Source organism: Acinetobacter sp. V104_13 (genome assembly GCF_031798995.1).
Taxonomy (GTDB): Bacteria; Pseudomonadota; Gammaproteobacteria; order Pseudomonadales; family Moraxellaceae; genus Acinetobacter; species Acinetobacter pittii.
In genome coordinates this window covers 23,877-44,396 of record NZ_JAVQNP010000015.1, presented here as the reverse complement: position 1 = coordinate 44,396, position 20,520 = coordinate 23,877, and the positions used below count along the sequence as shown (strand labels likewise).

19 protein-coding genes are annotated in these 20,520 nt (G+C 39.3%); 8 read left to right on the top strand and 11 right to left on the bottom strand.

Going from position 1 to position 20,520, the window contains the following annotated elements:
- Nucleotides 1–33 precede the first annotated feature (33 nt).
- Nucleotides 34–1,038, bottom strand: coding sequence for a putative solute-binding protein (locus tag RMB06_RS03930; protein ID WP_282463749.1), 1,005 nt, complete (start codon nt 1,036–1,038; stop codon nt 34–36).
- 253 nt (nt 1,039–1,291) lie between these two features.
- On the opposite strand from RMB06_RS03930, the gene RMB06_RS03925 reads away from it, so the two are divergent.
- On the top strand, nt 1,292–3,220 hold the full coding sequence (locus tag RMB06_RS03925; protein WP_311078440.1) for an ATP-binding cassette domain-containing protein: 1,929 nt from the start codon (nt 1,292–1,294) through the stop codon (nt 3,218–3,220).
- Nucleotides 3,221–3,270: 50 nt separating this feature from the next.
- Here RMB06_RS03925 and RMB06_RS03920 read toward each other — a convergent pair whose 3' ends face one another.
- The 6 genes from RMB06_RS03920 to dnaA form a co-directional block, all read right to left on the bottom strand.
- Entirely contained in the window at nt 3,271–4,197 is a 927-nt protein-coding gene (locus RMB06_RS03920; protein WP_311078438.1) for a hypothetical protein, read from the bottom strand.
- Between the two features lie 135 nt (nt 4,198–4,332).
- Entirely contained in the window at nt 4,333–4,725 is a 393-nt protein-coding gene (gene cybC / locus RMB06_RS03915; protein WP_023187717.1) for a cytochrome b562, read from the bottom strand.
- 35 nt (nt 4,726–4,760) lie between these two features.
- Nucleotides 4,761–7,229: a DNA topoisomerase (ATP-hydrolyzing) subunit B gene (gene gyrB / locus RMB06_RS03910; RefSeq protein ID WP_311078435.1), complete on the bottom strand. Its 2,469-nt coding sequence runs from the start codon at nt 7,227–7,229 to the stop codon at nt 4,761–4,763.
- Nucleotides 7,230–7,281: 52 nt separating this feature from the next.
- Nucleotides 7,282–8,364 carry a DNA replication/repair protein RecF gene (recF, locus tag RMB06_RS03905; protein WP_002115479.1) on the bottom strand — a complete coding sequence of 361 codons (1,083 nt, stop codon included), beginning with the start codon at nt 8,362–8,364 and terminating at the stop codon, nt 7,282–7,284.
- A 14-nt stretch (nt 8,365–8,378) separates the two neighbouring features.
- Nucleotides 8,379–9,527, bottom strand: coding sequence for a DNA polymerase III subunit beta (dnaN, locus tag RMB06_RS03900; RefSeq protein ID WP_002115478.1), 1,149 nt, complete (start codon nt 9,525–9,527; stop codon nt 8,379–8,381).
- A 97-nt stretch (nt 9,528–9,624) separates the two neighbouring features.
- Entirely contained in the window at nt 9,625–11,034 is a 1,410-nt protein-coding gene (dnaA, locus tag RMB06_RS03895; protein ID WP_002115442.1) for a chromosomal replication initiator protein DnaA, read from the bottom strand.
- A 681-nt stretch (nt 11,035–11,715) separates the two neighbouring features.
- On the opposite strand from dnaA, the gene rpmH reads away from it, so the two are divergent.
- The 5 genes from rpmH to mnmE all read left to right on the top strand — a co-directional run bounded on the left by rpmH (nt 11,716) and on the right by mnmE (nt 15,815).
- Nucleotides 11,716–11,850, top strand: a complete 135-nt coding sequence (gene rpmH / locus RMB06_RS03890) for a 50S ribosomal protein L34 (protein ID WP_000831329.1) — start codon at nt 11,716–11,718, stop codon at nt 11,848–11,850.
- Nucleotides 11,851–11,879: 29 nt separating this feature from the next.
- The gene (rnpA, locus tag RMB06_RS03885; protein ID WP_005063921.1) at nt 11,880–12,272 is read left to right on the top strand and encodes a ribonuclease P protein component; all 393 of its coding nucleotides are present in this window, start codon (nt 11,880–11,882) and stop codon (nt 12,270–12,272) included.
- Nucleotides 12,273–12,282: 10 nt separating this feature from the next.
- A complete protein-coding gene (gene yidD, locus RMB06_RS03880) occupies nt 12,283–12,603 on the top strand; it encodes a membrane protein insertion efficiency factor YidD (RefSeq protein ID WP_003656027.1) in 321 nt (106 codons plus the stop codon).
- A 5-nt stretch (nt 12,604–12,608) separates the two neighbouring features.
- The gene (yidC, locus tag RMB06_RS03875) at nt 12,609–14,369 is read left to right on the top strand and encodes a membrane protein insertase YidC (protein ID WP_311078432.1); all 1,761 of its coding nucleotides are present in this window, start codon (nt 12,609–12,611) and stop codon (nt 14,367–14,369) included.
- Between the two features lie 90 nt (nt 14,370–14,459).
- Nucleotides 14,460–15,815: a tRNA uridine-5-carboxymethylaminomethyl(34) synthesis GTPase MnmE gene (gene mnmE, locus RMB06_RS03870; RefSeq protein ID WP_044101820.1), complete on the top strand. Its 1,356-nt coding sequence runs from the start codon at nt 14,460–14,462 to the stop codon at nt 15,813–15,815.
- 48 nt (nt 15,816–15,863) lie between these two features.
- On the opposite strand, the gene RMB06_RS03865 is transcribed toward mnmE, so the two are convergent.
- A complete protein-coding gene (locus RMB06_RS03865; RefSeq protein WP_311078431.1) occupies nt 15,864–16,127 on the bottom strand; it encodes a metal/formaldehyde-sensitive transcriptional repressor in 264 nt (87 codons plus the stop codon).
- Between the two features lie 57 nt (nt 16,128–16,184).
- Here RMB06_RS03865 and dmeF point away from each other — a divergent pair, with 57 nt between their 5' ends.
- Both dmeF and RMB06_RS03855 read left to right on the top strand, forming a co-directional pair.
- Nucleotides 16,185–17,153, top strand: a complete 969-nt coding sequence (gene dmeF, locus RMB06_RS03860) for a CDF family Co(II)/Ni(II) efflux transporter DmeF (protein ID WP_311078430.1) — start codon at nt 16,185–16,187, stop codon at nt 17,151–17,153.
- A 95-nt stretch (nt 17,154–17,248) separates the two neighbouring features.
- Nucleotides 17,249–17,947, top strand: coding sequence for a DsbC family protein (locus RMB06_RS03855; protein WP_126645900.1), 699 nt, complete (start codon nt 17,249–17,251; stop codon nt 17,945–17,947).
- A 51-nt stretch (nt 17,948–17,998) separates the two neighbouring features.
- On the opposite strand, the gene RMB06_RS03850 is transcribed toward RMB06_RS03855, so the two are convergent.
- From RMB06_RS03850 to guaD, 3 genes are all read right to left on the bottom strand, one after another.
- A complete protein-coding gene (locus RMB06_RS03850) occupies nt 17,999–18,250 on the bottom strand; it encodes a GlsB/YeaQ/YmgE family stress response membrane protein (RefSeq protein WP_002115476.1) in 252 nt (83 codons plus the stop codon).
- Between the two features lie 172 nt (nt 18,251–18,422).
- On the bottom strand, nt 18,423–18,950 hold the full coding sequence (gene hpt / locus RMB06_RS03845) for a hypoxanthine phosphoribosyltransferase (RefSeq protein WP_002115408.1): 528 nt from the start codon (nt 18,948–18,950) through the stop codon (nt 18,423–18,425).
- A 214-nt stretch (nt 18,951–19,164) separates the two neighbouring features.
- A complete protein-coding gene (guaD, locus tag RMB06_RS03840) occupies nt 19,165–20,490 on the bottom strand; it encodes a guanine deaminase (RefSeq protein WP_311078429.1) in 1,326 nt (441 codons plus the stop codon).
- Between the last annotated feature and the right edge of the window lie 30 nt (nt 20,491–20,520).

Genomic DNA, 20,520 nt, shown 5'->3' with positions numbered 1-20,520 from the left:
ATATATGTAGCGTTTTTGTGTTTAAAAAACAAACTACTCACCACTAAGAGTACATTCAAAATTTGTCCGTTCAACTGTACAGCGGGCACGTTTCAGTACACTCATCATTGTTGCATCGTATACGCCTTGTTTTGTTAAATTGAGACGGCCTTCACGTAAAATTTTTTGATATTTAGTTTTGTCTTCTACAGAAAAGTTCATTTTAATTTTTGAGGATACGCCCATTTCTAGCCGTTTTACCATGGCAAAGTTCTGGGGTAATTGTTGTGTAAACCAAGCACGAGACTTTATACCGAAATCTGTGGGGAACTTATCACTTCGGGCAATTAAATCACCCGTAACATTAACCACGGGAAAAGTAAACATTGCTCCTTTCGTTCCAACCCCTTTGCCAATCTCTAAAGGTTTATAAGCATAAGCGGGTGCAGCAATCGCATCGACTTGGCCACTATTAAACTTTTTCACAAAATCGGTAATTTCTGAAGGAATAGGCTTAGCACCAACGCTTTCCACCATAATTTTTTGTGCTGCGTCATATTGCAAAATAGCAAATTTAGTCCCACGTACTTTTTCAATTGAGTTGAGGTTTTTATCTCTCACAAATAAATAAGCCAATCCAATCTGAACAATACCAACGACCTCGTAATTGGTTCCATTTTGTGCAGTAACCATACGATGTTTATTACGCTTATCTAAAACGTAACTGATGGCTTTTTGGGCAATTGCATTACTGGTTACTCCCCCAATAGCATCAATCGAACCTGCAAATTTATTGTAGTTTCGCGCCCGCATGGAAGTCATATAAGCGGCATCGCACTTACCTTCACGCAGTCTACGGTCAACTAAGCCTTCATCTTGAAATGGAATTAAAGTGATATCTGCTTGCCATTCTTTCGCTGCAAGCGCCCACTCTTCCATCATTTTATAGGATTCACCTGACTTGCCCAATAAATCAAACACACAGACATTTTGCCCTGCATGCACTGTCCCCACAGCACAGCAAAATGCTGCGCCAATCATCCCCAATCTTTTTTTCATTTGACTTTCCTTAGTCTAGTTTTATTAGCAGCTCATTAATCAACCAAATTTCAAACTGTTTTTATTTTAGCCATATTTTTTTAAAAGTATTCTATCTCGTTCAATATTTTGAAAATTTCGGATGAATAGCAAGATTTAGAATGTCTTGATATATACAATTATTAACGACTGCTCACTAAAATCCGGAAAGTTTTGTTTTCATCGACAGTTCTCTTTAAAATACAGCATCCCTAACTCACCTCGATAAAATAAGATGATTCAATTTGACCAAGTTTCTTTACGCCGCGGTGGACGTGTTCTATTTCAAAAAGCGTCTATGCAATTACACCCAGGTTGGAAGATTGGTCTGACTGGAGTAAATGGTGCAGGTAAATCGACCTTATTTGCTGCATTACTTGGAAGTTTAGGTGCTGATGAAGGTTCACTCACTCGTCCTTCAGGCTGGACCGTGGCGCATATGGCGCAAGAAGTAAAAGCCCTAGATATGCCTGCAATTGATTTTGTTCTTTCAGGTGATGAAGAGTTTTGGGATATTCAAAATAAGCTTGCTCAACCAGATCAACTGAGTGATTTTGAATTGGCTAAATTGCATGGCCGCTTTGATGAAATTCATGGTTATTCAGCACCCTCTAAAGCTGCGCAGCTCATGGCAGGTCTGGGCTTTCTAGAAAATCAATTACGTTTGAATGTTGAGAGCTTCTCAGGTGGATGGCGTATGCGTTTAAATTTAGCGCGTACCCTCATGAGTCGTTCTGATCTACTGTTACTGGATGAGCCAACAAACCACTTAGATTTGGATGCAATTCTGTGGTTAGAAGATTGGCTTAAAGCCTATGAAGGTACACTCATTCTAATTTCGCATGACCGCGACTTTTTAGATGCGATTACAGATCACATTCTTCACATTGAAAATCAGGAACTCACACTTTACACGGGGAACTACTCTACATTTGAAACCACGCGTAGTGAACGCCTTGCCCAGCAGCAACAAGCTTTTGAGAAGCAGCAAGAAACACGTGCTCATCTACAAAAGTTTATTGACCGTTTTAAGGCAAAAGCGACTAAAGCTCGTCAGGCACAAAGTCGTATTAAACAACTTGAGCGCATGCAGCAACTTGCACCAGCTCATGTTGATACGCCATTTACTTTTAGTTTCCGTGAACCGACTAAAATGAGTTCACCATTGCTGACTTTAGACAGTGCCAGCATTGGTTACGGCGATAAGCAAATAGCCGAAAAAATTAAATTACAAATTACACCGAACTCACGTATTGGTTTGCTTGGGATGAACGGCGCAGGTAAGTCAACATTGATTAAGAGCTTGGTTGGTGATTTACCACTCTTGGCAGGTGAACGTAAAGCTTCCGAGCTGCTTAATATCGGTTACTTTGCGCAGCACCAGATGGATGCTTTAGATGGTCACGCTAGCCCAATGCTACAGCTTGCCCGTATAGCAGATAAACAAATCAGTGAAGCCACTCTACGTTCGTTCTTAGGGAGTTTTGGCTTTAGTGGTGAACGCATGGATACACCATGTGAAAGCTTTTCTGGTGGAGAACGTGCTCGTTTAGCCCTAGCACTCATTGTATGGCAGCGTCCAAATGTTTTAATTCTCGATGAACCGACGAACCATTTAGATCTTGATATGCGTCATGCACTAAGCATGGCATTACAAGATTTTGAAGGTGCTGTTGTTCTGGTTTCCCACGAACGTCAACTTATTGCAAGTGTATGTGATGAGCTTCTTTTAGTACACGGCGGTAAATGTACTGAGTTCGAGGGTGATTTACAGGACTATGCTAAATGGCTACGTGAAGCACGTCAGCAACAAATCAATGCTCAGACTGCTGTGGCACAGAATAATTCGTCCTCTGCCGCTCCAGCGCCTGCTAAAGTTGATAAAGAAGCACAGCGTAAAGAAGCAGCTCGTCGTCGTGAACAGACTCGACCTATTCGTAAAAATATTGAAAAGGTTGAATCACAAATTGAAAAGCTACAACCACAGCTCGCCAAAATTGAAGAATGCTTAGCAGACACATCTTTATATGAGGCTGCACGTAAGGATGATCTACTCAAACTTATGAATGAGCAGACAGAGCTGAAAGCTAAACTTGAGCAACACGAAGAGCAGCTTTTGGAACTCATGATGGAATTAGAAGAAATGGAAGCTTCTTTTGATTAATCCATTTTCTAAAATAAAAAAACCGATTTCTTAATCGGCTTTTTTATTGATTAGTAAGGCGTATAAAAAGCCCCTAATTCATTTAAATTGGTATTGATCGGTAAAGGCCAAATATTGCTTGATAAGCTGTCAGCAATATATAAATCGTATCCGCCTCGACTCCCTGTTTGTCCTGCAAGAGATACCACCATGTAACGCTGATCTAAAGGAGCTGGATCGGAAGTATTATAATTAATATTGTTAAATGGCAAACGTGTAGTTTGTTTATTAGCCATATCATAAATATAGATCTGGTCATGAGGATTTGTTGGGCTATACCAGCGCACATATAAGAACCGACTTCCTTGCCACCATACTGGATAATATGAAGCGATATTGGTCAGCTGTGTATCATAAGCACCCGACTGATCAATACTAAAAATTCTAGAATTATTTCCAGCACCTTTTGCATACAAAATTTGAGTGGTATTCACCATCGGATAAGGCATCGATTCTTCTATATCCCAACCATTTTGAGTCACAGAAGTCATCGTACGATCCATCATTTTAATGATTCTTAGATCGCCATTTTGTTTAAAAATAATACGCTGGTTATCTATAAATTTAGGGTCTTCATCGCGCTTATTATTGCCCTGAGTTAGGTTAATGGGTAACTCAGTGCTTCCGACTTTCCAAACATACACATCCCATGCATCGCCATAATGCTGTCCAGAATTCACTCCCATAAACGTTAACCATTTTCCATCTGGAGAGAAATGGCCATTCATCATATGGTCAATTTTCCAATTTGCGCCGAGTAATGTGGTCTGCTGTGTTGTGAAGTTATAAAGATAAAGCTTACTGTCCCATGCCTCATAATCACTATAACGATGAAATACTAATTTTCCATAAAAGGTGGGGGCTATCGCAGCATGCAGTTGAAATAAACAATTAAAAAATATGATTCCAATGCATAAGAGTTTTTGTATTTTTTTCATAATTATATTTCCTATTGTTATTAGTAAGTACCGCATAGAGAATATAACTTCGAATAGTTTACTTGTTAAACAAAATACTTTTTTCGGATACAAAAAAGGGCTAATGATGATTAGCCCTTTACCATAAAAAATCAATTATCTAAATTTTTTATGATTTTCATTTCGTATTTTGACTAAATTAATTGCTTCAGTTTTGGCTTGATCTAATTGTCCTTGCTCAACTAAAACAGTTACTTTATCAATTTCGGCAACAAGCTGATCTAAACCAGCTTGGTACTCTTTTACCTTTACATTTTCTGATGGCAAACCTTCGAGTTTATGCGGCAAATATTGCTTAGAAGAAACTGCTGCTTCACGCATTACAACAAGCTGTTTTTTTGCGTTATCAGCATCTTTCGCTTCGGCAAATGCTTTCGTACTCTTAGCTAAAGTTTTCATATTCGTTTCTAGGTCTGCCGCCCAAACAGCAGAACTTCCTAAAAACACACATGAAATTAATAGGCTAGCTAATAATTTCTGACTCATCATTCTCTCCCTAGACTGATTTAGAATCATGTTATGAATTAAGCATCAATATCCGCATTTAAAGCATTCTCTTCAATGAATGCACGACGTGGTTCAACATCATCACCCATTAAGCAAGAGAACATACGATCTGCTTCAATCGCATCATCAATTGTCACCTGCAACATATTACGGTTTTCAGGGTCCATTGTTGTTTCCCACAACTGATCAGCATTCATCTCTCCAAGACCTTTATAGCGTTGGATCATCATACCGCGGCGTGAATCTTGTAAAATATGTTGCCAAACTTGATGGAAGTTAGCCACTTGAATACGGCGATCACCTTTTTGTAAAAAAGCACCGTCTTCAAGTAAAGTGAACCAACTCTTCGAGTTTTTGAGTAAACGTGCATATTCAGCAGAATTCAGTAAAGCTGCATCAAGCAAATACGCATGCGGCAGATTATGAACATAGACAGTAATACGCGGCCAATAATGCGCAGATTTTTCACCTTGAGCATTTTCACGCTCAAATGCCTCTAAAGAGATTTCTGGACGTAAACTTGGCTGTAATCTGGTAATGATATCGCGTACCTGATCTGCCCATTGTTGTACATAAGCTTTATCATGGTTTTGATCACTCTTGAATGCTTCTACTTCAAGTAAAGCATCAAGTAAGCTAGCTGGATAACGTAAAGTTAAGCGCTGTAAGCTCTTTTGTGAAACCTGATAGTCCTGAATCACTTTCGCAAGTGCTTCACCTGTAATTGCAGGTGCTTCAGCATTGGTATGCAAAGATAGCTCATCAATCGCATTTGAGATGAGATAAGTTTCTAACGCATCATTATCTTTGATGTACTGTTCTTGCTTACCTTTCTTCAATTTATACAAAGGTGGCTGAGCAATATAAATATGCCCACGCTCAACCAATTCCGGCATTTGACGGAAGAAGAACGTTAATAACAAGGTACGAATATGCGAACCATCAACGTCGGCATCGGTCATGATAATGATTTTATGATAGCGAAGCTTATCAGGGTTATATTCTTCACGACCAATACCACAGCCAAGTGCAGTGATTAAAGTACCCACTTCCTGACTAGAAATCATTTTGTCAAAGCGTGCACGTTCAACGTTCAGGATTTTACCTTTCAACGGTAAAATAGCCTGCATTTTACGGTTACGGCCTTGCTTGGCACTACCACCTGCAGAGTCACCCTCGACTAGATATAGTTCAGAAAGTGCTGGATCTTTTTCCTGACAATCTGCCAATTTACCTGGTAAACCAGCGATATCAAGCGCGCTTTTACGACGCGTCATTTCACGTGCTTTACGTGCTGCATCACGTGCACGCGCAGCATCAATAATTTTGCCTGCAATCGATTTTGCAGCTTGCGGGTTTTCAAGTAAGTAAGCAGAGAACTCTTTGTTCATTGCTTGCTCAACTGCTGGTTTTACTTCACTCGATACCAGTTTTTCTTTCGTTTGAGATGAGAATTTCGGATCAGGTACTTTGACCGAAATAATCGCCGTTAAACCTTCACGTGCATCATCACCTGTCACATTGACTTTTTCTTTCTTGAGAATATTTTCATTTTCAAGATATTGGTTAAGACCACGCGTTAAAGCCGCACGGAAACCTGCTAAATGTGTACCGCCATCCTTTTGAGGAATATTGTTGGTAAAACAACGCACGTTTTCTTGATAACTTTCATTCCACTGCAATGCAACTTCTACACCGATACCGTTTTCTGTATCAGCAGTGAAATGAAAAATCTCGTTTAGATGAGTTTTACCTTCGTTAATGTATTTTACAAACTCAGATAAACCACCTTCGTAGTCATATACATGTTCAAGGTTAATACGTTCATCACGTAAAACAATACGCACGCCCGCGTTTAAAAATGAAAGCTCTCGTAAACGACGCGCTAAAATTTCAACGTTAAAAATGGTTTGACTAAAAGTTAATTCACTTGGCCAAAAACGTACAGTTGTACCACTGCTATCCGTTTCACCAATCACACGTAATGGATATTGCGGATCACCGTGGTGATACTCTTGTTCGTGCACTTGGCCAGCGCGATTAATAATTAAATGCAATTTACTTGAAAGCGCATTTACAACTGAAACGCCTACGCCGTGCAAACCACCTGAAACTTTATAGCTGTTATCGTCAAACTTACCGCCTGCGTGCAAGATCGTAAGAATTACTTCTGCTGCAGACACCCCTTCTTCAGGGTGGATATCTGTTGGAATACCACGGCCATTATCAGAAACACTTACCGATTCATCTTCGTGAATCGTGACAATAATTTCATCACAATGCCCAGCTAAAGCTTCATCGATTGCGTTATCGACAACCTCGAATACCATATGGTGTAAACCGGTACCGTCGTCTGTATCCCCAATATACATACCCGGACGTTTACGAACTGCATCTAATCCACGTAATACTTTAATACTAGAGGAATCATAAGCCTTTTCATTGGTTTGTTCTGTTTGAGAGGCTGATTGAGACTCTGAACTCATGGTTTCTCCCTAGCAAATATAGGTTTATTCAAAGATGGGTAACATCAAAAAATTATGGTGAAGCAAGACTAACTTGACCGGATTCAACATTGAATAATTGATATGAAATAGACAGATCATGTAAGTGTTTTTTTACCGATGCATGATCTAAAGTTGTCATAAAAACCTGGCTACCAAGTTGGCTTAATCGTTCAATTAAACGTTGTTGTGCGGTTAAGTCTAATTCTGCTGTCAGATCATCTAATAATACCACAGTTTCCTTATTACTCGCATGTAACATTGCAATTTGTGACAGTTTTAAGGCAATAATCAAGAGTTTTTTCTGACCTCTTGATAAAACTACATCAGCATGTCCAAACGGGGTTTTTAAGCGCAAATCTGCACGATGTGGCCCATATTCGGTATAGCGTCGTTCGATGTCTTTTTGGTGTTGATTCAGCAAGTCTTGCATGAGTCCCTGCTCTGTATGAAAACCGGGACTATATTCCAGTTCAATCTCTAGATCAGGTAGCAATTGACTTAAATCATTTTGAAAAAAGACATTCCATTGTTCCACAATACTTAAACGCTGAGAGTGTAAAATTTCACCATAATCACTCAACATTTTATTCCACGGCTCTAAATCCGCTAGAGAAATATTCCGTCTGGTTTTAAGTAAAGTATTACGCTGCTTTAATGCACGAGAATAATATTGCCAAGCAAAATAAAACTCAGGTTCCACGTGGAACATCAGCCAATCTAAAAGCTGGCGCCGAGGTTTCGCCCCATGGTCAATAATATCTGTACTTTGTGGATCAATATGCTGCAAAGGAAGCAGTTTAGCGAGTTGTCCCTGTGTAGCCACTGTATCGCCATTGACCTTCATCAACTGCTCACCAGAGGCCAACTTTTGCATGCCAATTTTTTCAGTTGCAGATTGCGCGAAAACAATCGCATCTTCAGCAGAGTATTGAATATAATTTTTAGGTATGTGGGTGCGGAACGACCGCCCTGTTGCAAGCAAATGGATTGCTTCCAGTATTGAAGTTTTTCCTGAACCGTTAGCGCCATAAAATACATTAAACGGTTGCAACCCTTGGAGTGCAACCGTTTTTAAATTACGCACACGTTCAATATTTAAACGCGTAAGATGCATATTAGATAGCCAGATTATACACGCATCGGCATAACGACATAGGTTTGATCAGGATGTGCCGGATCTTGAACCAATACAGATTGGTTTGCCTCAGTCATGCTCATATTTACATCATCACCATCAAGCACACCTAAAACATCCAGCAAATATTGCGCATTAAATGACATTTCAAGCGGTATGTTTTGATACTGAATCGCTAAATCCTCAATCGCTTCGTCTTGTTCAGGGTTATTTGCACGTAGCTGTAAAGAATCTTGATTAAAATTCAAGAAAACACCACGTAATTTCTCATTACTCAAAATTGCGACACGTTGTAATGATTGTTTGAACACATCATGGCTAATTAACACATGTTTATCGCCACCACGTGGAATTACACGACGATAATCAGGGAATTTTCCATCAATCAACTTTGTAGTAAAGCGAACAGTGATATCGCCCTGCTCTTTGTCACGGCTTGGCGTATTAATTGTGACATTTAACAATTCGCGACCAATCAGCAACGTTAATTGTTCATCTTCAATGCTAAGTAAACGCTGTAATTCACCAACAGCTTTACGAGGCACAATTGCTTGGACCAATTGAGATGATGTAGAAGAAGCAGTAATTTCACAAAGTGCTAAACGGTGACCATCTGTTGTTACTGCACGTAATTGATTTTCATCAATTTCTAATAAAGTACCCGTTAAATAGAAACGTACATCTTGCACAGCCATGGCAAAAGCAGTTTTTTCAAATAAACGCTTTAACTCACGTTGAGTAACTTGTACTTGTGTACCTTGACTATTTTCAGTGGTTAATAACGGGTAATCTTCTGCTGGTAAAGTACCTAATACAAAACGGCTATTACCAGACTTTAAGATACATCTTTGATCTTCAGTAATTTGTAAATCAATCAATGCAGCTGTAGGCAATGATTTACAAATTTCCATCAACTTACGAGCAGGAACGGTTGTTTCACCTGCTTCAATGCATGCCCCTTCTGTTAAAACAGTACTGGCAACCAGTTCAACTTCTAAATCAGAACCGGTAATGGTGAGTGCCTGAGCATTAGTCTGAATTTTGACGTTTGAAAGAATATTCAATGTATGACGACGTTCTACCGCACCGACAACATGCGATAAAACATTGAGTAAGCTTTCTTTAGCGATTTTCAAACGCACGATTCATTCCTCTAGCAACTTGGAGCAAATATTTCATTTTTTAGCTGTGTACTATGCTGCACTTACGTAGACTTTGCAACAACGTCTTATCATTTCATTAACTCTGGAGTAGACGCAGTAAATTTTTATAGTCTTCGTCAAAAATCGGATCTTCTTCACGTAGACTTACTACTTTTTCGCATGCGTGCATCACTGTACTGTGGTCACGGCCCCCAAAAGCCATTCCAATTTCGGGAAAACTATCACCAGTCAACTCACGAGCAAGTCCCATTGCTAACTGACGTGGTCGCGCATAGATTCGAGTCCGCTTTGGTCCTACCAATTCTTTTAAAGGAATACGGAAATATTCACTCACCACACGTTGGATATTTTCTACACTAATTGTACGTGCGCGGATTGCCAACACATCTTTTAAAGACTCGCGGACAACATCAAGATCAATTGGTGCACCTTTAAAACGAGAAATTGCGACGACTTTATTGAGTGCGCCTTCAAGTTCACGTACGTTGGCAACTACTTGTTGTGCAATAAATAATGCACAATTTCGAGGTAAATCAACGCCGCTATTTTCGGCTTTTTTCAATAGAATTTCGATACGAGTTTCAATATCTGGCGGTTCAACGCCTACAGAAAGTCCCCAAGAAAAGCGTGAAACCAAACGTGGATCCAACTCGGTCAATTCTTTTGGATAACGATCTGAAGTTAAAATAATCTGTTTAGATTCATCAAGTAATGCATTGAATGTATAGAAAAATTCAACCAAGCTTGCTTCTTTACCAGCTAAAAGATGAATATCATCGACCAACAATAAATCTAAAGAACGGCAATTTTTCTTAAATTCTTCAACTTTGCCTTTTTGCAAAGAACTTACAAAATCCTGAACGAAGCTCTCAGAGGTCATATACATCACCCGTGCATTAGGCTTGGCTTGCAATAAAGCATTACCAACTGCCTGCATCAAGTGAGTCTTACCCAATCCTGTCGGACCATATAAGAATAAAGGGTTATGCTGTGAAGCACCTAATTGTGTTAATACCTTTCTACATGTTTCAGCAGCCATCTGGTTCGAACGGCCTTCAACAAATAAAGAAAAAGTAAATTGGGGATTTAATAGTTTCTTTTTCGGTGTTTTTGGGTTCACTACACTATTAGTAGTAGGTGAACTGGAAATAGAATCTGGTTCTTTTTTTACTTTAATACTTTGTTGGGGCGCAGTTTGCAAAGCAGCAGTTGTAGTTGCTGGCTGCTCACCTGATGACAAAATACTACCAGGACGAGAATCAACTAAAATCTCAACCTGACGTACACGCCCTTCTGATAACTGTTCGGCCAATATAGAAATTAATTCTAGATGGTTCTCTTGAATGTAACGCGTCCAATAAGGATTAGGTGCATAAAGACGCAGTGTCCCTTCTACTTCTTCAGCAACTAATGGGCGAATCCACATCGCAAAGACGTTATCAGAGAGCTCTTGTCGCAAGCGAGTTAAGCAGTCTGTCCAAAGCATGTGTATCCCCTATTTCTGCGTTTTTAAATTCAAATAATCTAAAGATTAACCCTTCCTGATGAGAAGGGGTCGCCATTCTAACCAAGTTATCCACATCTGTCATGACGATTTCAGTTGATTTTGTCTAAAAAGAAATCTCTTGTGAATAAATTTAAATTCAAAATGGCTTGTGTATAACTTTTTGCACAACCTGTGGATAAATTAACACATAAACTTATCCACAATCCATAAATATAGTAAAAACAGAGTTATCAACAACTCAAATATATGTTTTTTAAATTTAAAAGTGCGAAATCCACAGAAAAAGTTATCCCTAATAAGAATAAATTTAAATTTCTAAATTTGAATTTATTTAATAGGGAGGTGATCTTTTGTGGATAACTGCAAAATATGAATTTAAATTCAAATACAGCAAATCCAAACCAAGATGGTATCTTGTTTTGTTGATAAATATGTATATAAGGTGTGTATATATTAAAAGTTCTAATAAAAATAGACAATTACTTTGTGTATAACTTTTAAAGCTATATATTGCACTGAATTATGACCGTGATAAAAAGAAGAGAAGAGATTAAAAATTTGGGTTAAATACAAAACTTTCTTGGTTTTTCATTGACAGCGTAAACATTGCACAATAAAATCGCGGACCTTTATAGAAAGATCATTTTTGGGAGTTTCAATATGAAACGTACTTTCCAACCATCTGAATTAAAGCGTAAACGCGTTCATGGTTTCCGTGCTCGTATGGCAACTAAAGCTGGTCGTCAAGTATTAGCTCGTCGTCGTGCAAAAGGTCGTCATAGCTTAACTGTTTAATACTGTTACGCTGACCAGACTTGGGTGTGATGACACTTTACAGTTTTAGCACAGACGTGCGAATACGCTGTGCTGCAGATTATAAAAGTGTATTTGATGGTGCGCTTTTTAAAGTGCATCAACCCCATTTTTTATTTCTTGCAAAATTAACCGAACAGCCTAAAAGCCGTTTGGGTATTGTTGTTGCTAAGAAAAAAGTGCGCCGAGCGCATGAAAGAAATCGAATAAAACGTCTTGCTCGTGAGAGCTTTCGTCTACATCAGCCGAATTTTGGATCAGACATAGATGTTGTGGTGATGCCGAAAGTTGGTATAGAAACGATTACGAATGCTGAGCTATATCAACAATTAGACTTTGCTTGGCAAAAATTACAGCGCTTAGCAAAAAAACATTCTAAAGTTGGCACAACCTCGCAGAATTAAGAGATAGCCAATGGTCCGTTTTCTACGTTGGTTGATTCGACTGTATCAAATTGCGATTAGTCCGCTTCTTGGACCCCGTTGTCGTTATATCCCGACTTGTTCCCAATATGCGATAGAAGCATTGCAAACTCATGGTGCGATAAAAGGCGTTTGGTTATCTTCTAAACGGATTTGTCGTTGTCATCCGTGGGGAGGATCTGGATATGATCCGGTACCGCCAAAAGCAATTCGTTTTATTTCGTTTCATCAAATAGATTCTCAAACGCATCATGTTGCTGTACCCTTTCGTGATCGTTTACTGAAGCAAAATCTCTCTAACCATTTGGGGTAATAGATATGCAACAATGGGCCAGGTTTGCAATTCTCGGGGCCATGTTTGTCACCGCATATTTGCTCATTTTGGCTTGGCAAAAAGATTATGGAAATGCTACAACTGCTCCGCAACAACAAGCGGCAGCTGTAAGTTCGCATGAAGTATCTGCTGATTTGCCAAATGCTAAAAATGCAACAGTGGCTTCCGATGTGCCACAAGCAAATATTGCGCAGTCACAAACCACAGATGCAACTGCACCTGTGAATCAACAGCTTATTTCAGTACAAACTGACCTTTACCATATTTGGATCAATCCAAAAGGTGGTGATATTGTTCGTATTGAATTACTCTCACACGACAAAAGCAAAGACAGCGATCAACCTTTTGTTATGCTTGAAAATGATGCCAAGCGTACATATGTTGCTCAATCTGGCTTAATTGGTTTGAATGGACCAGATAGTAGTCGTGGTGGTCGTCCATTATATGCTGTTGAAAAGACATCATATACTTTGGCTGATGCTAAAGGTGTACAGGACCAAAAGGATCAATCTGAAAAAGTTTTAAACGTTCCGATGGTATTTAAAACACCTGAAGGCGTTGAAATTATTAAAACTTTTACCTTTACCCAAGGTCAATATCCAATTGTTGTAAAACATCAAGTCATTAACCGTAGCCAACAAAGCTGGCAAGGTCAGATGTTTGGACAATTAAAGCGCGATAATTCTGAAGATCCGGGTAAATCTTCTCAAGGTATTTTCACTCTAGGAACTTTCTTAGGTGGAGCTTGGGGAACGCCTGATGCACATTACAACAAGCTTAAATTTGCTAATTTCTCAGAAGAAAAAGTAAATACTGAAGCGAAAGGTGGATGGGTTGCGATTGTTCAGCATTATTTTGTAAGTGCTTGGATTCCTGGAAACCTTAAGCTGACTCAAGCTAATGGTCAGCCTTATGTAGCTAAACTTGAATCTCGTCAATCTGCTGATCACATGAATATCATTGGTTTTACCTCACCAGTGATTAATGTTCCGGCAGGCACTTCAATGGAAGTGGATGCAAAACTTTATTCAGGTCCTAAAGTACAATCTGAATTAAAAGATTTAGCTGTTGGTTTAAATCAGACTGTTGATTATGGTTGGTTATGGCCGATTGCTAAGCTCTTGTTCTTAGGTCTTCAATTCTTCCATAGCATTGTGGGCAACTGGGGATGGTCAATCATCTTGCTTACCATTATGGTGAAGATGATCTTGTGGCCTTTATCTTCAAAAAGTTATCGTTCTATGGCGAAAATGCGTGTGATTGCACCAGAAATGCAACGCATGAAAGAAGAGTTCGGTGAAGACCGTATGCGTTTCTCGCAAGAAATGATGGCTTTATACAAGCGTGAACAAGTAAATCCACTTTCAGGTTGTTTACCATTGTTGCTTCAAATGCCAATTTTCCTTGCTTTGTACTGGGTACTCATGGAAAGTGTGGAATTACGTCACGCACCATGGTTAGGTTGGATTCAAGACTTGTCAGCAATGGATCCTTGGTTCATTTTGCCGTTAATCATGGGTGCTACCATGTTTGCACAGCAAATGTTGAACCCGCAACCGGCTGATCCAATGCAGGCAAAAGTGTTCCGCATTATGCCGATTATGTTCACGGTATTTATGTTGTTCTTCCCTGCCGGTCTCGTACTGTACTGGATTGTGAACAACAGTATTACTATTTTACAGCAGTCGTTTATTAATAAGAGCGTTGAGAAAAGTCGTATCAATAAGACTGAATCAGCTTCTTAATCGTTGAACTTTTGCTGAATAAATCCGCTTAAGATGGTAATCTTAGGCGGATTTTTCTTTGGCTGGATTTTAGGTTTTTAGGTGAATAATATGCAAAGTCAAACCACGATTGCCGCAATTGCAACGCCACCTGGGCGTGGTGGTGTGGGCGTGATTCGCCTATCTGGACCTAAGGCTTATGAAATTGCTCAAAACCTGACACAAAAAAACTTGCCAGAAGCGCGTATGGCGGGTTTCCGTAAATTTTATGATGCTGATGGCAGTATTATGGATGAAGGGATTGTTCTATGCTTTCCCAATCCTCACTCGTTTACAGGTGAAGATGTTGTAGAGCTACAAGGTCACGGCGGTCCAGTCATCCAAAATGCCTTGCTTGGACGTCTATTTGAGCTTGGTGCAATTGCTGCAAAAGCCGGCGAATTTTCCATGCGTGCTTTTGAAAATGGCAAGATGGACTTGGTACAAGCGGAAGCGATAGCCGACTTGATTGATGCGACTTCGCAAGCTGCGGCACGCTCTGCGGTTCGCTCTTTACAAGGTGCTTTTTCAACAAAAATTAATACCGTTTTAGAAAAACTGATTCATTTACGCTTGCATGTTGAAGCAGCAATTGATTTTCCTGAAGAAGAAATCGATTTCTTGGCAGATGGCAAAATTTTAGCTTTACTTGAAGATGTTCAGCAGTCAGTACATGCTGTTCAAACCTCTGCACGACAAGGTCAATTACTCCGTGAAGGCTTGCAAGTCGTTATTGCGGGTAAACCAAATGCAGGTAAGTCGAGCTTGTTAAACGCACTAGCTGGCGTTGAACGCGCAATTGTGACCGATATTGCTGGTACAACTCGCGATGTTTTACATGAAAAAATTAGCTTAAATGGCCTACCAATCACCTTAACAGACACAGCTGGCCTACGTGAAACAGGTGACATTGTTGAAAAAGAAGGGATTCGCAGAGCAATTAAAGAAATTGAACAAGCTGATTTGTTATTGCTAGTTTATGATTTAAATCAAGGTGATGACCCATTAAAACTTGCTCAAGAATATTTTGCTGAACATATTGAACCGCGTCGTTTAATCTTAATTGGTAATAAATGCGATTTAACTGGTCAATTAGCTGAAATAAGCGATTTTCAAGGGTTCCGTCATATAACCGTTTCTGCAAAACAAGAGATGGGCGTACAAGGCCTCGTAGATGCGATTACAGCGCATGCAGGCTTTCACCCTGAGGAAGACACCTTTATTGCAAGAACACGTCATTTAGACGCAATGAAGCGCACACAGCTCTATCTTTCAGAAGCACGCGAGCAACTTGTTGTGTTTAACGCAGGTGAACTGGTTGCTGAGTCACTACGCCTTGCCCAAAATGCTTTAGGTGAAATTACTGGTGATTTTAGCGCTGATGACCTATTAGGCAAGATTTTTGGTTCATTCTGTATTGGAAAATAATTAAAAAATTCTGAATGATGCACATGGCTGTGTCATTCAGTAACCTCGTTAACCGTATCTTTTTAGAACCTTTAAAAACTCATGTAGCTCATTCTGATCAACTTGTGCGTCTTTGAGCACGTGGTGATGTAAATGCTGTTCCATTAATTCACTCATCAAACCGTTTATTGCCCCTTTAATTGCAGCAACTTGTTGTAGTATCTCTATGCATGAAATATCTGGCTGTTCAACAGCATGCTCAATGCTGTTGATTTGTCCTTTTAGTCGTTTTACACGATTAAGTATTTTTTTATCCTGACCAATGTGACTCATCTGTGTTCTCTTGTATAATTCAATATACTGGTAGGGAGTATATTGGGTTTAAATATTATGCAGGATCATAGTGTATCACGTCATCATCAACATCAGTTTGATGAAGGAAATCCACTTGCACAAAAACGTATTTTGATTGCAACGATTTTAACGGCATCAATGATGGTGTTAGAAATATTCAGTGGATGGTTTTTCAATTCAATGGCACTACTGGCTGATGGTTGGCATATGAGTTCCCATATGTTGGCTCTCGGTTTAGCTTATTTTGCCTATCGCGCGGCTCGTCATTACTCCAAAGATCGTCGGTTTAGTTTCGGAACGTGGAAAATCGAGATTTTAGCGGGTTATAGCAGTGCAATTTTGTTGATGGTTGTCGCCATTTTTATGGCGTTTCAGTCGATACAACGTTTATTTAGTCCAGTTGAAATTTTTTATAATGAAGCGATTCCGATTGCAATTTTAGGTTTGGTCATTAACTTGATTTGCGCATGGTTACTTCACGATGATGGGCACCATCACCATCACCATCACCATCACCATCACCATCATGAGCATGGACATCACCACCACGATTTAAACCAAAAAGCCGCTTTTTTACATGTAGTTGCAGATGCTGTCACCTCCGTTTTTGCAATTATTGCGCTTTGTGCGGGTAAATATTTCGGTTGGGATTTTTTAGATGCGCTTTTAGGGATTTTAGGTGCTATTTTGGTTGCAAAATGGTCTCTTGGGTTAATGAAAGAGACAGGAAAAACCCTTTTAGATGCAGAAATGGACCATCCTGTGGTTGAAGAAATTCGTGAAGTGATTGCTGAATTTCCTAAAAATATTGAAATTACGGATATTCATGTCTGGAAAGTCGCAAAAGGTAAGTTTTCTTGTATTTTAGCGCTCGAAACTGACGATATTTCTTTAACCGCGGATCAGATTCGTCAGGCTTTATCAATTCATGATGAAATTGTGCATATATCGGTAGAAATTAATACTCTAAAACCTGCTTATGTTCCACGTGAAACATTGGCATAAATGAGTGGAAGTTTGGTTATAACTCGGTAATCAGTTCTGTTTTCAAAAGCTGAACTGATTAAAATGATCTCCTCTCCTACCTATGAGTTGGTTTTATGCTTAAAAAATTAGGAATATTGGCGTTATTTAGCTTAACTGCAAGTGTGAGTTTCGCTAATGTAGATACTGTTAGGGAAAATATTAAGAAACAATATCCTAATTTGAAAATTAGCAATATTCAGAAAACCGAAATGCCAGGGCTATATAGCGCTAATCTTGATCAACAAATTATTTATATTGGTGAAGATGGTCAGCATATGCTTGTTGGTTCTATGATTCGATTAAAAGATCAGAAGAATTTGACCAAAGATCTGGTGTTAGGACAGAACTCAATTGATTGGAAACAATTACCTTTAAAAGATGCAATTAAAACAGTTAAAGGTAATGGACAGCATGTTCTAGCAGTATTTTCTGATCCAAACTGCCCTTATTGCAAGCAGCTTGAACCTGAACTCGATAAGCTGAAAGATGTGACCATTTACACATTCATCTATCCTTTAAAACCTCAGTCTATTGTGGTTTCTAGACAAGTTTGGTGTGCACCAAATCAATCTTACTCATGGAAAAAACTGATTCAGCAAGGGGTTAAACCAATAGCTGCGAGCTGTGCAAACCCAATTGATCGTAATTTGGAATTAGGAAAAAAACTCGGCTTTAACGGCACTCCTACTTTAATTTTTGCAAATGGTTTCAAACTGGTTGGCGCACGCTCTGCTGAAGAAATTCAGGCCGTATGGAAAGAATTAGGTCTTTAAAATAAATTAAAAAAAGCACCATAAGGTGCTTTTTTATAAATGAATTAAAGTTTAGCTTTTTCGTGCAATCAAGTTGTAGATAAAAAGAATAACGATGGCACCAATCACGGATGCGATAAAGCCTGCAGCTGAGTTTTCGCCATAAAGTCCAAGCAAACGACCACCATAAGTGGCTAAAAGTGAACCTGCAATACCAATTAAGGTAGTTACGATGAAACCTGCTTTATCATCCCCTGGATGCAAAGCGCGAGCGATTAAGCCAGCAAAGAAACCAACTACAATAGCGACAATAAGTGACCACATATTTGTTCTCCAGTTGTTTTTTTGATGAAGTTAATGATTTTGCTTCATATTCTATCGTGCGGTAGAGCTGTCTATTTTGTCTGTAGCAGATTGCGACTTTTTGTGTCTTTTTTGTTCAAAGCTAAGGCTTTATATAAAAAAATAGCACCTTGCGGTGCTATTTTTATGAAATTTATAAACCAATTTCACCAATAAAAGGTAAGTGGCGATATTTTTGGTCGTAGTCTAAGCCATAGCCCACAATGAATCTGTCTTCTACTTCAAAACCTAAAAATTTCACTTCGAGATCAATTTCACGGCGAGACGGTTTACTCACTAATGTGCAGAGTTGAATCGAGTTTGGTTCACGAGTTTGCAACATTTCAACGACTTTGCTTAAGGTATTGCCTGAGTCGATAATGTCTTCAACAACCAATACATCTTTACCGCGAATTTCACCGTCAAGATCTTTTAAGATTTTGACATCTCGACTTGAAGTCGTACCGCCGCCGTAGCTAGACACTGTCATGAAGTCGAGTTCATGCGGTTTGGTAATTGTACGGCACAAGTCTGCCATGAAAATAACAGAACCACGAAGTAGTCCAATAAGGACTAATTCTTTATCACTATTTGCATAGTGAGCGTTAATTTGCTCGCCGAGCTCTTTGACTTTTGCTTGAATTTCTTCGGTTGAAATCATGATGCTCATTGCAACAGTCATGGCAGATTCCTACAAGATATAAAAGAAAAAATAAAAAAGGTGTTGACCTGCAACACCTCGAAAATCTGAGTTAATGGTAAAATTTTAAAGCAAAATGACGTTTCATGCACCCTTTGATGGCTGTGAAATTTTATGATTTTGCGGATTATGTCGATCACGCTTTAATGCAAGAGCACATATTCCAAATAATAACAAAAACTTAACAATGCCTTTTTTATTTGGCTGTTTCTTTTTGATAAGCACGGTTTCCATAAATATAAGTCGCCTCAATATTACGGTCATCACCTAAAGTGAATAATGCAAACAGTGAATCTTCAACAGATTTGGATTTAGACTGGCGAAGTTCCTGTAATGCTGTTGGCTTGAGATTCAGTACCACAAAGTCTGCTTCTTTACCGACGTTGAAGTTGCCTAACTGATCTTGCAAATCAAGCGCTTTTGCTCCGCCTAGGGTTGCATGATAAAGCGCTTCATAAGCTGAAAGTTTATCACCTTGTAACTGCTGAACCTTATAAGCCTCGTTAACGGTTTGCAGCAAACTAAATGATGTACCAGCACCGATATCTGTCCCTAAGCCTACTTTCACTTGTTTTTCCCAAGTTTTTTTCATTGGAAATAAACCACTGCCTAAGAACAGGTTTGACGTTGGGCAAAATGCAATAGCCGATTGTGTATCATGCATACATTGCCATTCTTGATCTTCTAAGTGAACGCAATGAGCAAATACAGAACGTTTACCAGTCAGGCCATAATGTTGATAAACATCTAAATAGCCTGCTTGTTCTGGAAATAAAGATTTCACCCAAGCGATTTCATCTTTGTTTTCACTTAAATGGGTATGTACATAAACATCTGGAAATTCTTGTTTTAACTGCCCTGCTCTTTCTAACTGTTCAGGTGTAGACGTTGGTGCAAAACGTGGAGTAATCGCATAGAGAGCACGGCCCTTACCATGCCATTTCTCAATCAGTGCTTTGGTGTCGCTGTAAGCTGTTTCTGGCGTATCACAAAGCGCTTCAGGTGCATGGCGGTCCATGAGTACCTTACCAGCAATTAAACGCATCTGAACGTGTTCTGCGGCTTTAAATAAGGCATCAACAGACTCGGGGTGAACTGTACAGAAAACCAGTGCTGTGGTTGTACCGTGTTTCAGTAGCTCTTGAACAAAGAACTGGGCAATTTCACTTGCATATGCTTTGTCCTGAAATTGGATTTCAGTTGGGAAAGTATAAGTATTGAGCCAACTTAAAAGTTGTTCACCATATGCTCCAACCATTTCGGTTTGCGGGAAGTGAATATGGGTATCAATAAAGCCGGGTACAATCAATTGTTCTGGATAATGTTGAATCTCAACCCCAGCAGGTAGATGCGTCTGAGCGTCTTCCCATGCACCAAACCATTTGATTTTTCCATGTTCACTAACCAATACACCATCTTCCAAATAACGCACTTGATTTGGAATATCTGTTGGCTCAGAGACGGTTTGCTGGATATCTAAAAAACGACCACGCACAACGGTGGTATTTGCGATTAATGACATGGAAAGCCTTTATATTTTCACTTTTTTCGA

Bases quoted from the DNA above. Each gene is read 5' to 3' on its own strand.
- gyrB (WP_311078435.1), bottom strand. From the start codon at position 7,229: ATGAGTTCAGAGTCTCAATCAGCCTCTCAAACAGAACAAACCAATGAA.
- yidD (WP_003656027.1), top strand. From the start codon at position 12,283: ATGGTCCGTTTTCTACGTTGGTTGATTCGACTGTATCAAATTGCGATT.
- RMB06_RS03920 (WP_311078438.1), bottom strand. From the start codon at position 4,197: ATGAAAAAAATACAAAAACTCTTATGCATTGGAATCATATTTTTTAAT.
- dmeF (WP_311078430.1), top strand. From the start codon at position 16,185: ATGCAGGATCATAGTGTATCACGTCATCATCAACATCAGTTTGATGAA.
- yidC (WP_311078432.1), top strand. From the start codon at position 12,609: ATGCAACAATGGGCCAGGTTTGCAATTCTCGGGGCCATGTTTGTCACC.
- RMB06_RS03925 (WP_311078440.1), top strand. From the start codon at position 1,292: ATGATTCAATTTGACCAAGTTTCTTTACGCCGCGGTGGACGTGTTCTA.
- RMB06_RS03930 (WP_282463749.1), bottom strand. From the start codon at position 1,038: ATGAAAAAAAGATTGGGGATGATTGGCGCAGCATTTTGCTGTGCTGTG.
- RMB06_RS03855 (WP_126645900.1), top strand. From the start codon at position 17,249: ATGCTTAAAAAATTAGGAATATTGGCGTTATTTAGCTTAACTGCAAGT.
- guaD (WP_311078429.1), bottom strand. From the start codon at position 20,490: ATGTCATTAATCGCAAATACCACCGTTGTGCGTGGTCGTTTTTTAGAT.
- rpmH (WP_000831329.1), top strand. From the start codon at position 11,716: ATGAAACGTACTTTCCAACCATCTGAATTAAAGCGTAAACGCGTTCAT.
- RMB06_RS03850 (WP_002115476.1), bottom strand. From the start codon at position 18,250: ATGTGGTCACTTATTGTCGCTATTGTAGTTGGTTTCTTTGCTGGCTTA.
- mnmE (WP_044101820.1), top strand. From the start codon at position 14,460: ATGCAAAGTCAAACCACGATTGCCGCAATTGCAACGCCACCTGGGCGT.
- hpt (WP_002115408.1), bottom strand. From the start codon at position 18,950: ATGACTGTTGCAATGAGCATCATGATTTCAACCGAAGAAATTCAAGCA.
- recF (WP_002115479.1), bottom strand. From the start codon at position 8,364: ATGCATCTTACGCGTTTAAATATTGAACGTGTGCGTAATTTAAAAACG.
- cybC (WP_023187717.1), bottom strand. From the start codon at position 4,725: ATGATGAGTCAGAAATTATTAGCTAGCCTATTAATTTCATGTGTGTTT.
- rnpA (WP_005063921.1), top strand. From the start codon at position 11,880: ATGACACTTTACAGTTTTAGCACAGACGTGCGAATACGCTGTGCTGCA.
- dnaA (WP_002115442.1), bottom strand. From the start codon at position 11,034: ATGCTTTGGACAGACTGCTTAACTCGCTTGCGACAAGAGCTCTCTGAT.
- RMB06_RS03865 (WP_311078431.1), bottom strand. From the start codon at position 16,127: ATGAGTCACATTGGTCAGGATAAAAAAATACTTAATCGTGTAAAACGA.